The organism is Chromatium okenii (assembly GCF_002958735.1).
GTDB classification, from domain to species: domain Bacteria; phylum Pseudomonadota; class Gammaproteobacteria; order Chromatiales; family Chromatiaceae; genus Chromatium; species Chromatium okenii_A.
Genome location: NZ_PPGH01000002.1, coordinates 1 through 15,493, shown reverse-complemented (window position 1 = coordinate 15,493; position 15,493 = coordinate 1). Strand labels below are relative to the sequence as shown.

16 protein-coding genes and 5 pseudogenes are annotated in these 15,493 nt (G+C 50.6%); 10 read left to right on the top strand and 11 right to left on the bottom strand.

The window, feature by feature from the left end:
* Positions 1 to 95: 95 nt before the first annotated feature.
* The 6 genes from CXB77_RS19470 to murI all read right to left on the bottom strand — a co-directional run bounded on the left by CXB77_RS19470 (position 96) and on the right by murI (position 2,563).
* Positions 96 to 248: a hypothetical protein gene (locus CXB77_RS19470; RefSeq protein ID WP_172452456.1), complete on the bottom strand. Its 153-nt coding sequence runs from the start codon at positions 246 to 248 to the stop codon at positions 96 to 98.
* Between the two features lie 141 nt (positions 249 to 389).
* Positions 390 to 515, bottom strand: a complete 126-nt coding sequence (locus CXB77_RS22730) for a hypothetical protein (RefSeq protein WP_277949316.1) — start codon at positions 513 to 515, stop codon at positions 390 to 392.
* Positions 516 to 671: 156 nt separating this feature from the next.
* Complete coding sequence (locus CXB77_RS00135) at positions 672 to 992, bottom strand: hypothetical protein (RefSeq protein ID WP_105072326.1); 321 nt, start codon at positions 990 to 992, stop codon at positions 672 to 674.
* Positions 993 to 1,222: 230 nt separating this feature from the next.
* Entirely contained in the window at positions 1,223 to 1,492 is a 270-nt protein-coding gene (locus CXB77_RS00125) for a hypothetical protein (protein ID WP_105072324.1), read from the bottom strand.
* On the bottom strand, positions 1,450 to 1,704 hold the full coding sequence (locus CXB77_RS00120; protein ID WP_105072323.1) for a hypothetical protein: 255 nt from the start codon (positions 1,702 to 1,704) through the stop codon (positions 1,450 to 1,452). The genes CXB77_RS00125 and CXB77_RS00120 overlap by 43 nt, the downstream gene beginning before the upstream one ends.
* Positions 1,705 to 1,729: 25 nt before the next feature.
* Positions 1,730 to 2,563 (bottom strand): glutamate racemase, encoded by an 834-nt coding sequence (murI, locus tag CXB77_RS00115; RefSeq protein WP_105072322.1) that lies wholly within the window; start codon positions 2,561 to 2,563, stop codon positions 1,730 to 1,732.
* A gap of 98 nt (positions 2,564 to 2,661) precedes the next feature.
* Here murI and gatB point away from each other — a divergent pair.
* The 9 genes and pseudogenes from gatB to CXB77_RS20045 form a co-directional block, all read left to right on the top strand.
* Positions 2,662 to 3,415 (top strand): annotated as a pseudogene (gene gatB / locus CXB77_RS24195) (Asp-tRNA(Asn)/Glu-tRNA(Gln) amidotransferase subunit GatB); the annotation flags it as partial.
* Between the two features lie 77 nt (positions 3,416 to 3,492).
* The gene (locus tag CXB77_RS24190) at positions 3,493 to 3,699 is read left to right on the top strand and encodes a hypothetical protein (protein ID WP_431520679.1); all 207 of its coding nucleotides are present in this window, start codon (positions 3,493 to 3,495) and stop codon (positions 3,697 to 3,699) included.
* Positions 3,669 to 4,082, top strand: coding sequence for a hypothetical protein (locus CXB77_RS24185; protein ID WP_431520678.1), 414 nt, complete (start codon positions 3,669 to 3,671; stop codon positions 4,080 to 4,082). The genes CXB77_RS24190 and CXB77_RS24185 overlap by 31 nt, the downstream gene beginning before the upstream one ends.
* Positions 4,083 to 4,091: 9 nt before the next feature.
* Positions 4,092 to 4,451: a hypothetical protein gene (locus tag CXB77_RS18965; protein ID WP_146108618.1), complete on the top strand. Its 360-nt coding sequence runs from the start codon at positions 4,092 to 4,094 to the stop codon at positions 4,449 to 4,451.
* Complete coding sequence (locus CXB77_RS00105) at positions 4,370 to 4,894, top strand: PAS domain S-box protein (protein ID WP_105072321.1); 525 nt, start codon at positions 4,370 to 4,372, stop codon at positions 4,892 to 4,894. The genes CXB77_RS18965 and CXB77_RS00105 overlap by 82 nt, the downstream gene beginning before the upstream one ends.
* Before the next feature lie 41 nt (positions 4,895 to 4,935).
* Positions 4,936 to 6,704, top strand: a pseudogene (locus CXB77_RS24180) (ATP-binding protein).
* Positions 6,701 to 7,411, top strand: coding sequence for a response regulator (locus CXB77_RS00090; protein ID WP_105072318.1), 711 nt, complete (start codon positions 6,701 to 6,703; stop codon positions 7,409 to 7,411). The pseudogene CXB77_RS24180 and the gene CXB77_RS00090 overlap by 4 nt, the downstream one beginning before the upstream one ends.
* A 266-nt stretch (positions 7,412 to 7,677) precedes the next feature.
* Positions 7,678 to 8,759 (top strand): annotated as a pseudogene (locus tag CXB77_RS00085) (EAL domain-containing response regulator); the annotation flags it as partial.
* Between the two features lie 11 nt (positions 8,760 to 8,770).
* The gene (locus CXB77_RS20045; RefSeq protein ID WP_197710938.1) at positions 8,771 to 8,914 is read left to right on the top strand and encodes a hypothetical protein; all 144 of its coding nucleotides are present in this window, start codon (positions 8,771 to 8,773) and stop codon (positions 8,912 to 8,914) included.
* Positions 8,915 to 8,946: 32 nt separating this feature from the next.
* Here CXB77_RS20045 and CXB77_RS00080 read toward each other — a convergent pair whose 3' ends face one another.
* The 5 genes and pseudogenes from CXB77_RS00080 to glgB form a co-directional block, all read right to left on the bottom strand.
* On the bottom strand, positions 8,947 to 10,887 hold the full coding sequence (locus CXB77_RS00080) for an SEC-C domain-containing protein (protein WP_105072317.1): 1,941 nt from the start codon (positions 10,885 to 10,887) through the stop codon (positions 8,947 to 8,949).
* Between the two features lie 14 nt (positions 10,888 to 10,901).
* Positions 10,902 to 11,324, bottom strand: coding sequence for a molybdenum cofactor biosynthesis protein MoaE (locus CXB77_RS00075; protein WP_105072328.1), 423 nt, complete (start codon positions 11,322 to 11,324; stop codon positions 10,902 to 10,904).
* Between the two features lie 4 nt (positions 11,325 to 11,328).
* Positions 11,329 to 11,901 carry an NnrU family protein gene (locus CXB77_RS00070; protein ID WP_105072316.1) on the bottom strand — a complete coding sequence of 191 codons (573 nt, stop codon included), beginning with the start codon at positions 11,899 to 11,901 and terminating at the stop codon, positions 11,329 to 11,331.
* A gap of 17 nt (positions 11,902 to 11,918) precedes the next feature.
* Positions 11,919 to 12,263, bottom strand: a complete 345-nt coding sequence (locus CXB77_RS00065; RefSeq protein WP_105072315.1) for a DUF2288 domain-containing protein — start codon at positions 12,261 to 12,263, stop codon at positions 11,919 to 11,921.
* Positions 12,250 to 14,548 (bottom strand): annotated as a pseudogene (gene glgB / locus CXB77_RS00060) (1,4-alpha-glucan branching protein GlgB). Before glgB ends, CXB77_RS00065 begins: the two are co-directional and overlap by 14 nt.
* A gap of 379 nt (positions 14,549 to 14,927) precedes the next feature.
* On the opposite strand from glgB, the pseudogene CXB77_RS00055 reads away from it, so the two are divergent.
* Positions 14,928 to 15,493: pseudogene (locus CXB77_RS00055) on the top strand (sugar phosphate nucleotidyltransferase); the annotation flags it as partial.

The following is a 15,493-nucleotide window of genomic DNA, read 5'->3' as shown; positions in this document are numbered from 1 at the left end:
GACAAGAAAATACAGCGCCACACCAACCCGAATTTTATCGTCAAAACATTACCACCTTCACGGCGACGACGGTCGCCACTGGTGCGCATTGCCTTTTATATTGATAATCCAAATTCCTGAAACTCCTGCGCGACAACTTTACGAAACCCATCAAATCCTTTTGCTTCAATAAAAGAAGAATTACTGATAAATGCGACAATTCCGCGTTCACCAATACGATCTGATGCCCAAGCGTAAAAACCGTACATAGGGATCATATAACTTGGTTTTTTGCGCCGTGCTCTGAAAATAGGTTTCTTTAATCCGTTTATCGGCTAACAGCGCGGGATCATTCTTATTATTATCGTTCTCGTTTTTCTGATTGGCATTATATGGCGGATTGCCCAAAATCACGGAATTGCGCACTGATTTTGATTGTGAATGCGCGTTTGATTCTCATCAGTCAGACTGCCAAATAAATTACCACTTGAACCTTCATGGGCTAAATCAAAACCCCAATTTTCCAGCGTATTCAAAAACATGCGCCGTTAAATTCGCACCATTCCTGCGTTGCTTCATAATAGGCTTGTTCAATGTTCAGGCAGGAAATGTAATAGGGCAGAATGAAATCTCATTCGCATGAATTTCGCCAGAATTTGCGAATCAGCGCCTGTTTATCACCGCGCAAATAATCAATCAAATCGACGATAAAGGTCCGGTTCCGTGCACGGATCAAGAATATCTAAACCTGCATCAGCCAGCCGTTTATTAAAATGTTGCTGCGCCAGCCAATCGCAACCCGCAATAATAAAACGCACTGCTTCACTGGGCGTATAAACAATGCCTAAACGATCTGCATCTTTTGGATTATAGGCGCTGTAAAAATCTTCATAAACTTGTTTCAAAAAATCCTGTTTTTCTGCGGAAGTAATCGCATTCGCTGCCGTGCGCCGAATTGCAGCAAAATAGGGTTCTAAACGCTTCAATAATTCTTTGCGCGTGCTGCCGTGCAAAAACGTACTTTCTAATTCACCAATTGCCCGCGCTAAATGATTTTCCTGATGAAATTGACATCCGAAAAAATCGCCCGAAAAATTTGATCAGTGAGAATATGCTGAATCAGCATTTCATCTACATGATCGGTGTCACGCGGTCGCCAATTGCCCGTTGCACAATGCCAAAAAATCATGCGCTTGTAATTGAAATGCTGCATGATTGCGATGCGCAGCAACCACAAATTCTTTCAAAGCGCCACGCCCGGCAATTCAATCATGAATTGTACGCGCTGCGAAATCCTGCACTCAGGCAATTCATAATTAAAAAAGCATCCAATAAGCGCGTTGCTTTTCCGTCGCTCACGCGAAGCGCATACTTCTGCGCCTTGCTGCAATAAAACGGCAGTCCGCGTATCTTCAAAAATGATGTTATCGTTTGGATAACCTTTGGCAAGTTTGACCGTAATTTCTTTATCTAAATCATCTTTTTCATCTTTCGCTTCCCACCAGCCATGCACAAACGCAAGCGATCCATTAACACGCCATCGGCGCGTAAATTTGCACCATTGGGCGCTTTGAATGGATATTCAGCGTAGAGAATCAATTGCTGTTGTTCACCCAAATCACGCAGCAAATTTTGAAATGCCGAGCGCAATGCGCCTTCATTTTCTGCGCCAGCAATCGCCCGCAAATTATTCAATTCGCGCCAATAGTTTTGGATTTCAATCATTGCTAAAAATTCCTTAAAGTATTGATTAACCTTGCGCAGTTAATGGCAATAATTGCGCTTCGGTATTCCACAGTTGAGTCAATAACATTTGCGTTTGCACCAATTCGCCAGTCGTCCAAAACCATTCTTGACCGTATTGCGATGACGGCGCGAGCAAGGCTGCTTCATTTAAGCGTCGCCGCACTTGCCGCGCTACTGCTGCGCCGGAATCCAAAATCGTCACCGTTGGTCCGACCAATTCCGCAATCAGCGGGCGCAAATGCGGGTAATGCGTGCAGCCGAGCACGAGCGTATCTGCGCCCGCATCCAGCAATGGCGCGACCAATTCGGCAACCAAACTGCGCGTCACTGCGCCGTTGAGATTGCCCGCTTCGATCTGTTCCACCAGCCCCGGACAGGGTTGCGGCACGATTCGCACCGGTTGCTGCGCACATTCGGTCAGCAACGCCGCGAACTTGGCACTGGCGAGCGTTTGCCGCGTGGCCATCACGCCAACCACGCCGGAACGGGTGCAAGTGAGCGCCGGTTTAATCGCCGGTTCTAAACCAATAATCGGCACGGCATAACGCTGCCGCAGCAATCGTGCGGCTGCGCCGGTCGCCGTGTTGCAGGCGATCACCATCGCTTTAACGCCTTGAGTTAAGAGAAATTCGGTAATGGCAATCGACCGCGCAGCAATGAACGCCGGGGATTTGTCGCCGTAGGGCGCATGACCGGAATCGGCGACATACAGCAGATGTTCATGCGGCAATTCGCGGCGAATATCGCGCAATACCGACAATCCACCGACACCTGAATCAAAAACTCCGATGGGTTGCTGCGGGAAACGGCGATGAATGGAAGTGTCTGAATTTGTCATGGATGTTGAATCACAGCAAAAGCATTGCGGGCGGGCATTTGTTTTCCAAAATTCGCGTATTCTGAAACGTCAATTTCTCAATTTAGGTCAATAACATCATGGCATGGGAAACCGTCATCGGTCTTGAAATCCACACCCAATTGGCAACGCAATCGAAAATCTTTTCGGTGCGCCGACCGCATTCGGCGCAGCGCCCAATACGCAAGCCTGCGCGATTGATTTGGGTTTGCCGGGCGTGTTGCCGGTGCTCAACGCCGAAGCAGTGCGGCTGGCGGTGCGTTTTGGCACGGCGATCAACGCCGAAATCGCGCCGCGTTCAGTGTTTGCGCGGAAAAACTATTTTTATCCCGATTTGCCAAAAGGCTATCAAATCAGTCAGTTCGAGCTGCCGGTGGTCGGCAAAGCGCGGTTGAAGTCATTCTCGACGACGCACAAAACCATCGGCGTCACTCGCGCCCATTTAGAAGAAGACGCGGGGAAGTCGTTGCACGAGGATTTTCACGGCTACACCGGCATCGACCTGAATCGCGCCGGAACGCCGCTGCTGGAAATTGTCTCGGAACCGGATTTGCGCTCGGCGCAGGAAGCAGTCGCTTATGCCAAGAAAATCCATCAGTTAGTCCGCTACATCGGCATCAGCGACGGCAACATGCAGGAAGGTTCATTCCGCGTAGATGCCAATGTCTCGGTGCGTCCGGTCGGACAAGCGGAATTGGGCACTCGCGCCGAGATAAAAACGTCAACTCGTTTCGGTTTCTGGAAAAGGCGATTCGGTTTGAAGTCGAACGGCAGATTGAATTGCTCGAAAGCGGCGGGCGCGTGATTCAGGAAACGCGGTTGTATGACGCGGCGAAAGATGAAACGCGCTCAATGCGCAGCAAGGAAGAAGCCAACGATTACCGTTATTTCCCGATCCTGATTTGCTGCCGTTGGAAATCGATGCGCGTTTGGCGCACGACTGCCGATCTGCGGAATTGCCGGATGCGAAACGGGCGCGGTTTCATGCCGATTACGGGCTGGCAGCGGATGACGCCAATTTGCTGACGCGACCCGCGAGCTGGCGGATTATTTTGAAACGGTCGCTGGCGCGACTGGCGACGCTAAATTGGCAGCAAATTGGATTGGTGGCGAGCTGATGGCGGCACTCAATAAAACCGAGGGCGACATCACGCACAGTCCGGTTTCTGCGCCGTTGCTCGCTGGGTTAATTCGGCGCATTCAGGACAACACGCTGTCGGGCAAATTGGCCAAGCAGGTATTTGAAGCGATGTGGAACGGCGAAGGGCGATGCCGATCAGATCATTGCGGCGAAGGACTCACGCAAATCACTGATTCTGGTGCGATTGAAACGCTGCTGGCGAACATTGTCGCAGCGAATCCTGAGCAAGTGGCGCAATATCGTGCGGGGAAAGACAAGGTGTTCGGCTTTTTTGTCGGACAGGCGATGAAACAAAGCGGCGGTAAAGCGAATCCGGCGCAAGTGAACGAGATTCTGAAACGATTGTTATTAGGCGACTAATGCGAGGACATGCACAAATCAACCACGCGCTCGCCAATCACGCAAGTGACGCGGGTGCTGCCTGAAGCAGAGGATAGTTTTCGGCAAATGTTCAAAAGTTCACATGACGCCATGATCGTCTTTATCCCGCCATTGTGGGAGTTTGGCGATACTAATCCGGCGGCTGCGCAATTATTTGGCGCTGCCAGTAGTGCAGATTTCGCCACATTCAAACTCGCAGACATTTCACCGAAATGCCAGCCTGACGGGCGCTCCTCCGCTGAAAAGCTGCAAGACATCATCAAACCGTGCTGGCGGACGGCTTCCTGTTTTTTGAGTGGGAATATCGGCGCGTCAACGGCGAGACCTTTCCCGCTGATGTGCTGTTAACACGCATTGAGGTGCGCGGGGCGTGGTGGATTCAGGCCACCATCCGCGACATCAGTGCGCGTAACACCTCGAAAGCCTTACAAAATGCGATTTTTAACAGCGCCAATTTTTCCAGCATCGCCACCGATGCCAAAGGCGTGATTCAGATTTTCAACGTCGGCGCAGAACGGATGCTCGGCTACACCTCCGCCGACGTGATTAACAAAATCACGCCCGCTGACATTTCCGATCCGCAGGAAGTCATCGCTCGCGCCAAAGAATTGAGCGCCGAACTGTCGACGCCGATCACGCCGGGGTTTGAGGCGTTGATTTTTAAGGCGTCACGCGGCATCGAAGACATTTACGAACTGACCTACATCCGCAAAGACGGCAGCCGGTTTCCCGCAGTGGTTTCGGTGACGGCGCTGCGCGATGCGCAAAACACATCATCGGTTATCTGCTGATTGGCACTGACAACACTGCGCGAAAGGAGGCGGAAGATGCTTTGCTCAAGGCTGGAGCCTTACAAAATGCGATTTTTAACAGCGCCAATTTTTCCAGCATCGCCACCGATGCCAAAGGCGTGATTCAGATTTTCAACGTCGGCGCAGAGCGGATGCTCGGCTACACCTCCGCTGATGTGATTAACAAAATCACGCCCGCTGACATTTCCGATCCGCAGGAAGTCATCGCTCGCGCCAAAGAATTGAGCGCCGAACTGTCAACGCCGATCACGCCGGGGTTTGAAGCGTTGATTTTCAAGGCATCTCGCGGCATCGAAGACATTTACGAACTGACTTATATCCGCAAAGACGGCAGCCGGTTTCCGGCAGTGGTTTCGGTGACGGCGCTGCGCGATGCGCAAAACGCGATCATTGGTTATCTGCTGATTGGCACTGACAACACCGCTCGCCGTCAGGTCGAAATTGAGCGGGAAATGCTCGATCAAGCGTTGAAACAAAAGAACGTCGAATTGGAAAGCGCCAAGATCGCGGCGGAAAAAGCGAATCTTGCTAAATCCGAATTTCTAGCCGCGATGAGCCATGAAATCCGCACGCCGATGAATGGCGTGATTGGCATGATCGATGTGTTGCAGCAAAGCAGCCTCAATAAATCACAAATGGCAATGGCAAATATCATCCGCGATTCCGCATTTGCGCTGCTGGCGGTGATTAACGACATTCTTGATTTTTCTAAAATTGAAGCCGGCAAGCTGCAACTCGACTGCGTGACGATGTGCGTCGCGGATGTGGTGGAGCAAATCTGCGAAGTCATGGATCGGATGGCGCTGAAAAAAGGCGTGGAATTAACGCTGTTCACCGATCCAGCGATTCCCGCCACGGTGATTGGTGATCCGGGGCGATTGCGGCAAATCTTGATTAATCTCGCCAACAACGCGATCAAATTCTCCAGCGGTAAAGAGCGGCCAGGGCGGGTGTCGGTGCGCGTCGTTTTGGTTGAACGTCAACCCGAACGGGTGATACTGGAATTTCACATTGCCGACAACGGCATCGGATTGATGACCTCACGCTGGCGCGGCTGTTTACGCCGTTTATTCAAGCAGATACATCCACCACGCGGCATTTCGGCGGCACTGGCTTGGGATTGGCGATTTCGCGCCAGCTCGCCAGCTTGATGGACGGTGAAATTGCGGTACACAGCAAACCCAATCAAGGCTCGCTGTTTAGCGTGCGCATCCCGTTTGACTTGCCCATGTCACCGAGCGCCAGCAGTGATCCGGCGCAATCCATACCGACTGCCGCAACTCCCGATCCGCATTTGGTCGCCGGACTGCCGTGTCTGGTGATGGACGGCGCGGATGGCACTGCCGATGATCTCATCACCTACTTAACCTACGATCAAGCGATGGTTGACCGCGCTGCCGATCTCACGACGGCGCGGCAGTGGATCGCCAATCGTGCTGCCGGACGTTCCATCGTGGTCATCGACGCCCGCAACGCCAATTTTCCACTGGATGATCTTCGCGCTGCTGCTCGTGCTTATCCTGACAGTGACACCCATTTTGTCGTGATCGGGCGCGAGCCTTGCATTGAAGATGTCAATCTGGTGCTGCTCAACGGCAACGTGTTGACGCGCCGGGCGCTGCTCAACGCGGTGGCCATTGCTGCCGGTCGCGCCAAAGCGCCAGACCCAGAACAGCTACTTAACGAGAACGAGATTTATGCAGCGGTGACGCCGTTGTCCTGCGAAACGACGCCGCAGCGCGGTAGCCTGATTTTGGTCGCTGAAGACAACGACATTAACCAGAAGTGATCCTGCATCAGTTAGCTTTGCTCGGTTATGTCGCTGATTTAGCTGATAATGGACGAGCAGCGCTGGCGCGGTGGCAAGCAGGGCAACACGCACTGCTGTTGACTGATCTCAACATGCCAGAAATGGACGGTTATGAACTCACTGCTGCGATTCGCCACGCTGAAGGGGCGGGGCGGCGGCTGCCGATTATCGCTCTGACGGCTAACGCTTTGAAAAGCGAGGAAATGCGCTGCAAGGAAGCTGGGATGGACGATTATCTGTCTAAACCCGTGCTGCTTGACCGGCTGCAAGCGATGCTGGAGAAGTGGCTACCGACGCCAGTCATATCAGCAACGCATCCGCTCGCTGTATTGGATCGAACGGTTCTGCCAACGCTAGTGGGCGCTGACCCAGCATTGATTGAAGAGTTTTTGCACGATTACCGATTTTCGGCGCAGCAGGCGGCAGCGGACATCCACGCTGCGGCGGCGCAGTGCAATTGGAAAGGGGTCGGTGACGCTGCTCATAAACTGAAATCATCGTCGCGTTCGGTGGGCGCACTGGCATTGGGTGAAATTTGCGCCCAGCTCGAACAGGCGAGCAAGACACTTGATATCATTACTATTCGATCTTTCGTCGTGGAATTTGATCGTGATCTCGCGGCAGTGTTAGCCGCCCTTAATTCAGAATTAGGAACTTGCCGCTGTGATCCGCTACTAAATATCTAACAAAATCTATACAAAAGCGTACAAATCTAGCTTTGATATATTCACACCGTCAACGCAAAAGCCATGATGAAACTATGGTCTAACTTTGCTCTGGTGTGCATTTAAGGTCTGGCTGTAAGCGTGTCCAGACCATGTCTTTCGATACGAAAATGAAGTTTTACAATCTTGAGCTTGGTTTTCGCTCGACGGTTTGATCACTTCACCTTCTTGGTTAAAGCGTAACACACTTTCACCTAATTTTTTCCATAGTATAGATTTTAATAGATATGTATAGATTATTGCAAGCTGTTACTTACCCACGCATTTTGCTCATTGACGATGAACCCTTTCAGCTCAAGCTGCTCGCCCGACAACTCGTCAACCTCGGGCAACATTCCGTCGCTACCTGCACGTCTGGTCGAGAAGCACTCAGTGTGCTGGATACGCATCCTGCCAGCAATTGGTTGATTTTTCTCGATCTTAATATGCCAGAGATGGACGGAGTGGAATTGATCCGCCAACTGGTGGCGCGGGCGTATTGCGGCGCACTGGTGCTGGTCAGCGGTGAAGATGAACGCATTTTGGAAATGGCGGTGCGACTGGGACGAGCGCACCACTTGACGGTGCTGGGACATCTCAACAAACCGATTCAGCCCGAAGTGTTGCAGGTGTTGCTGACGCGGTGGTCGAGCCAGATTTTAGAGCCAGTGCACGAGACGCCGCGAACTTACAGCCCCGTGGCAGTGTGTCGCGCCATTGCCAATGGCGAGTTAGTGAATTATTACCAACCTAAGGTGGACGTGGTGACTGGCGCGTGGCACGGCGTGGAAACTTTGGTGCGCTGGCGTCATCCCAATGATGGCTTGGTGTTTCCAGATCAATTTATTGGCGTGGCCGAAAACCACGGACTGATCGACGATTTAACCCGCGTCGTGCTGGTCGAGGCGCTGGCGCAAGCGCGACGCTGGCACGATAGCGGACTGGCGCTGCGGGTGGCGGTCAATGTGTCGATGAGCAATCTTATTCAGCTAGATTTTGCAGATTTTGTTTTAGATCAACTGCTTCAGTCTGGAGTGGCGGCGCAAGATTTAATTTTGGAAGTGACGGAATCGCGCTTGATGACCGATTTACGAACGCCGCTGGACATCCTCACCGCTTGCGACTCAAACACATCAGTCTGTCCATCGACGATTTTGGGACTGGCCATTCGTCGCTGTCGCAACTGCGCGACATTGCCTTCAATGAACTCAAAATCGACCGGGGTTTCGTCCATAACGCCAGCCAAGATAAAACCAAATACGCCATTTTCACCGCCAGCCTTGGGATTGCCCGGCAGTTCGCAATGAAAACCGTAGCCGAAGGAGTGGAAGACCGCGCTGATTGGGAGTTTCTGCGCCAGCAGGATTGCGATTTGGCGCAGGGTTTTTTGTCGCCAAAGCGATGCCAGCGGCAGATTTACCGCTGTGGCTGGCAGAGTGGACGGCACGTTGTGCCGCCGGGCTCGACGCCAAAACCCCGGTATAGACCGGGGTTTTTGGCAGAAAACAAGAAATCAATCAAGCGGTTTGGCGTTTCAACCAATCAAGGATGCCCGGTTCTGCTGCCCAAACATCGCGCATTTCTTCGCGGTAAAACCATGCTTGATCTTCACCGCCGACCGTGATCCCTCGCGGATTAAACCCCGGTTGTTTAATCCGCTTACGCGTCAGGTAGTTAGAAACATGCGGCATTCGCTGCGCCGCTTTCGTCAACACAATTCGCGCCTGTTCTTTCTGCCCGAGTCGATACAGCGCCAGCACTTCGCCATAAACCAATTCCGTCAGCATGTCATTGGGAAACTGCTGCGCCAGCGCCACGGCGCGTTCATTGTCGCCATCGCGCAGATAAAGATTCATCAACTCCGCCCGCACGCCATGATTGTCATGTGGATTGATGCGCAACATGGTTTCCAGTGTGGCGATTGCGCCCTGCAAATCTTTCGCGTCATCAAGCTGATAGTAATAACGGCGAAATAACAGACGCAGCGCCGGTTGATTGCTCGGCACTTCCCACGGCAAATAGTGAATATCGTCTGTTGGCGTTGCCGCAATGATGATTGACCACGCCCGTTCTAACAGCGGCCATAACAGCAGTTGCGAAATCCACGGCAGTTCAGTTTCTGGATACGCGCCGAGCGCAGTCGCAATATCGTCCAGCACATCCAAACTGTCCGCCAGCTCAGGATATTCCAGCAAACCCTGTATCCATTCAGGATTGCCCCAGATTTCCTCGTCCTCGTCATCCGACAACGTGAGCTGCGTAGACAACGGTTTGCCAATCGGAAACAGCGATTGCCAAACCCGCTCAGTTTTTCTGATAGACGGCGGTGGCAAAAATTCAAATTTTTCCTGTTTTTCCAACGCTTTAGTGGAGCGAGTTTTGATGGTGTTCGGCAGCAATCTGCTGACACGCTGTTTGCGCCCGGGCGTCGGCTGAAACGGCGCAATGGTGTAAACCGGAAGCGGTCGTTGACAATGCTGCGTAATCCACTCTCGCAATTCGATCAATACAGGATGAATGCCGTTTTCATCTGCATCCATCAATGCGCCTTGCGGATCGGTCACAGCGCGTTCTAAGAAACTGAGAAATAGATCGTCGTCAAAATTCTCCAGTCGCTGAAATTGATGCAACCAGAACTGCGCCCGTTGCCGCGCCAGCGCGAGCTTTTTCTGCGTCACCAACAAGGTAATTTCCAACAATGCCGTGCTGGGATTATTGGGATGACTGCGTAAAGCGGCGGTAAAGGCTTCTTCAGCCTGCGTAAACTCACCGGCATCAAGGTGCATGGTGCTGCGGCGTTGCCATGCGGCGGCTTGCAGTTGACCATTGCCTTCGGCGCACACCCGATCCAAAAAAGCAGCTTTTTTGCGTGAATAATCAAGCAGATCATAAGCATTGCAGAGAATATCGAATGCTGGCTCGAAATCCCCGCTCAATTCGGCGAGCGATTCCGCAAATAGTGGTTCCAACAGCGCCAGCACCCGACGCGGACGATTTTCATCCAGCCATTGATCCGCAATGATTGCCAGCAAATGCTTCGGCACTGCGTTAAGTTGAAGCGCCCGTTTTAATTCTGCATCTGAGAGTGCGTTGATGAGCACCATCCAAATGACTTCACTCGACAATTCGGGCGCATCTTCCAATTTGCTACAGCAATCGCGGTAACGTAATCCAGAGCCGCAGTAACAGCGGGCATTTGGCATTGGCGTGGGAATAGGACGAATGGTAAATCCGTGTTGTGGCAATGGCGTCGCATTCCAAATAGTCACGCCCAGCAACGTGGCAAAACGCCCGCGTTCAAGCGCATCCATATAATTGGGCAAAGTCAAAAGCGGCGGAATAGTCTCGCGTGCCCAATTTAGAAAGTCATTAGGATCAGGCACTTCGAGAATGCGTTGCACCGCTTGAACGATAATTTGCTCAAAATCATCCGAGTCGGCGACATCGTATTGAAACATGTTCTTAACTCCAATCAAGTATGCGTCGTCACCCAGCGAGCACCCTGAGTGGTTTGCTCTTTTTTCCACAAGGGTGCGCGAGTTTTTAATTCATCAATGAGAAATTCACAGGCATCAAAAGCCTCGCGCCGATGCGCAGCGGTCACGCCAATAAAAACGATTGGCTCTTGAATGATAATAACGCCCACGCGGTGAATTAACGTGAGCCGCCGCAGCGCCCAGCGGTTAACAGCAGTATTCGCTAATTCAGTCAATACCCGTTCAGTCATGCCCGCATAGTGTTCTAGCGTCATCTGCGACACTGCGACTCCGGCATTAAAATCGCGCATCAGTCCAATAAAAGTGACGACTGCGCCAGCACCAGCATCGCCACGCCACAACGCTTCCTGTTCGGCAATGAGCGCAATGGGTTCAGCTTGAATCTGTACTCGGCGCATTGCTTTAACCGAATGGTGAAACGCCAATGAGTGCGCGATGCAGCCAGAATAAAAACAACAGATAAACCACTAATCCGCTAATCACTGCGATAGCGTCATTTGCTGAATGTGCTGGCGCTCCTTGAACCGGTACACCGCTGCGGTGTTTCAATGAAATCCGCGCTGCGACGGCCCAAATGAGAAAGCCGCCAAATAATAACAAATCAGTCAATGCGCCATTCACCAGCAAGTGCGCAAATGCCCAAATTTTGACCGCCAATAACATGGGATGTTTCGTGATTTGTTGAATACGTCCCGGCAAATAAGCGGCAAATAGCAGTGGAAATACCGGCAGCATTAACAGCAAATCAAGGTGTTTGAACCATAATGGCGAATTATAAAGCACCAGCGCAGTTGGATGCGCGGCGCTGTAACCAAATACGATCAATACAAATCCTATTAGTGCCAGTAGGCTGTATATCGCTTGCCATCCCATGATGCCAATGTTTGCCACGACTGCTGGGCGCACATTTGGCGCAATCATCGGCATTGCATGAGTACCAAGAAAAAGCAGTAAACCAAGAATTAATAGTGTCATGGATCAATTCCTAAAATCTAATCATCAACGTCTTGCACCAATACCCAAGGTTTCACCACCACTGCCCACAATTGAGCATCGCTTGTAAACCAGTGTTGCGCCTGTTCATCGGGAACGGGCAGCACCTGCTGCGCGGTCATTACTGAAGCAATACGGTCAGCGTCATCGCGGGCAATCAGTAGGGCAATCTCAATTAAATCAAGTCCACTGCGTACCCAAATCACGCGCCCCTGCGCAAAAAAGCGTTGCAATTCCCGCCACGCCAATTGCGCCGTTTGCTGATTTAGCGTCTGGCGCAACTCGGTTTCTTCATCAAAATCAACGGACAAAGCGTCCGTTGGCAATTCGTCAGGCAGTGTCATCGGACAACGCATCCGTTGCGACTTCCTCACTTTGCGCTGCATCTTCATCATTTGCCGCAGCTTTAATTGATAATTGTGCGGACGCCGGTTTTTTTGGCGTATACACCATAATCAATCCACCGAGCGGTGGCAGTGCAATTGGAATTGAATACGGGCGTCCCATCCAACTCACTGGCTCTGACGCTACTCCGCCCTGATTACCAACATTGCTACCGCCATATACTTCTGAATCAGAATTCATTGCCTCGCGGTAAAATCCTGCTTCCGGGACGCCAATACGATAGTTATTGCGCGGCACTGGCGTAAAATTGAATGCACAGGCGACAATTTCATCACCGGATTTGCTTTTGCGCACATAACTTAATACGGATTGCGAACTGTCATGGCAATCAATCCACTCAAAGCCAGCCGGTTCAAAATCAACTTCATGCAATGCTGGCAATTGACGATGCAGATGATTCAAATCAGACACTAGGGTTTTTAATCCCAAATGCTGCGGACGTTCTAATAATTCCCAATCGAGTGATCCTGCAAAATTCCATTCTTCACCCTGCCCAAATTCGCAGCCTTGAAACAATAGCTTTTTACCGGGATAACTGAACATAAAGGTGTAAAGCAAGCGCAAACTGGCGAACTTCTGCCAACCATCGCCGGGCATTTTATCCAGCATTGATTTTTTGCCATGAACCACTTCATCGTGTGAAAACGGCAGCACAAAGTTTTCGGTAAAAGCGTAGAGCAAACCGAAGGTCAATAAATCGTGATGAAAATGGCGATAAATCGGGTCTTTCTGCATATAAGACAGCGTATCGTGCATCCAACCCATATTCCATTTCATACTGAAACCAAGCCCGCCCAAATAAGTTGGACGTGATACCGCTGGCCATGCGGTGGATTCTTCAGCAATCATCAAAGTTCCGGGATGCTGTTCGTGCGTGACCATATTTAATTGGCGCACAAAATCAACTGCTTCCAAATTCTCATTGCCGCCGTATTTATTCGGAATCCATTCGCCAGCATTACGCGAATAATCGAGATAGAGCATTGATGCCACTGCGTCAACGCGCAAACCATCCAAATGAAATTCATCTAACCAATAGAGCGCACTGGATAATAAAAAGTTCTTAACTTCATTGCGTCCAAAGTTAAAAATGAGTGTGCCCCAATCTTTATGTTCACCCATGCGCGGATCAGCATGTTCATACAATGCAGTACCATCAAATCGCGCCAGCGCGTAGGCGTCTTTAGGGAAATGTGCCGGAACCCAATCCAATAATATGCCAATTCCTTGCTGATGCAGATAATCAACGAAAAATCGGAAATCATCTGGTGTTCCGAAACGGGCGCTCGGTGCGAAATAACCAGTGCATTGGTAGCCCCAAGATGCGTCCAGTGGATGCTCTGTAATTGGCAGCAATTCAATATGGGTAAAACCCAATTCAGTGACATAATCGCCGAGCTGTTTTGCCAGTATTCGATAATTCAAAAAGTTGCCATCGTCATCGCGCATCCATGAACCAAGATGGACTTCATAAACCGAAAATGCTTGATGTTGCCAATTCGATTCTGCTCGCGCTTTTATCCAATCAGCATCTGTCCATTCAAAATGACTCGGCGGACAAATTAACCCAGCAGTTTGCGGGCGTTCTTGAAATGCCTGCGCATAAGGATCAATTTTAATGTGGATATTGGTGGCGCGGTCGCGTAATTCGTATTTATAAAAACCACCGGGTTCTAAACCGGGAATAAATAATTCCCATACGCCACTGCCGCTGCGCACGCGCATAGGATGTGCACGTCCATCCCAGCCATTGAAATCGCCAACCACACTGACACGTTCTGCATTTGGTGCCCAGACCCCGAATTGCACACCAATAACACCTTCAACGGTGCGTAAATGCGAACCCAGAAAAACGATACGCGTGCCAATGACGACCTTCACCAAATAAATGTAAATCGAAGTCTTCTAATTGCAATGGAAAACAATAGGGATCGTGGGCGCAGTGGGTGACGCCAGCGCCATCTTGCCATTCAATTTGATAACGTTCAGGGACTTTGGCTGCGTTACCTTCCCAAATAAAAAAGTCAGTGCCTTCAATGCGATTAAATGGCTCTTTTGCTTCAACCAAAGTTGCTGTTTCCGCCATCGGTAAAAATGCCCGCACAATGGCTTTGGTTCCGTCAAGATGACGACCCAATACTTCAAATGGATCATAATGACGCGCTTCAATAATACGTAATAAAGGTTCGGGAAGTTTCGAGGTAAAGCCCTGTGCGGATGCCATAATTGGTAGCTCCTGTGCGATTTAGACGCGAACCCTGATTTGAAGATCGAAGGGTTGCAAGTGGTCTTGATGTTAACATAGGGAAGTCAGACAAGCCGATCCTCTGGGCTCGTCACTGTTGACTAAAATCTGTCCTTTTCTCAGAAAACCTATCTTTTTATGGTAACTTGACACGGCTTTAAGCGTGTCGATACGCTATCTTCCGTGCTTTTTGCTCCGTCCAGACCCGCTACGGCTAGACGTTAATCCATACGCAAGAGTCATATCAGACCTTGAAATCCTTTCAAGCAATGGCAGCGACGGCGTATTACAGACCTTTGAGATTTTCATCGGTTTTTAGTAGCGGTAAGTCCGCCCTTAAATGATAGGAGTTGACGTTATGCCGCAATCCCATCCTCGATTCATCAGTCGTCTCACCCGTGACACCTTGGCACTCATCTTGGCAGGAGGACGCGGGTCGCGACTGAAACATCTCACCGCGTGGCGTTCTAAACGGCCGTGCCTTTTGTGGCAAGTTTCGGATCGTTGATTTCCCACTTTCAAACTGTATCAATTCTGGTATTCGGCGTATTGGTGTGTTAACGCAATACAAAGCGCATTCATTGATTTTACACATTCAAAAGGTTGGGGCTTTTTGCGCGAGAATTTGGCGAATTTGTCGAATTATGGCCGGCACAACAGCGCGTTACTGAAACTGCGTGGTATGCCGGAACTGCGGATGCGGTGTATCAAAATCTCGACATCATCCGCGACCACAATCCTGAATACATTTTAATTCTGGCTGGTGATCACGTTTATAAAATGGATTACGGCGCGATGATTGCTTATCACGTTGATCGTAAAGCGGAAATGACGGTTGGTTGTTTACAAGTGCCAGTGGAACGCGCTAGCGAATTTGGCGTGATGGCTGTAGATGAGCAGCAGCGCGTCCTGCGTTTTGCTGAA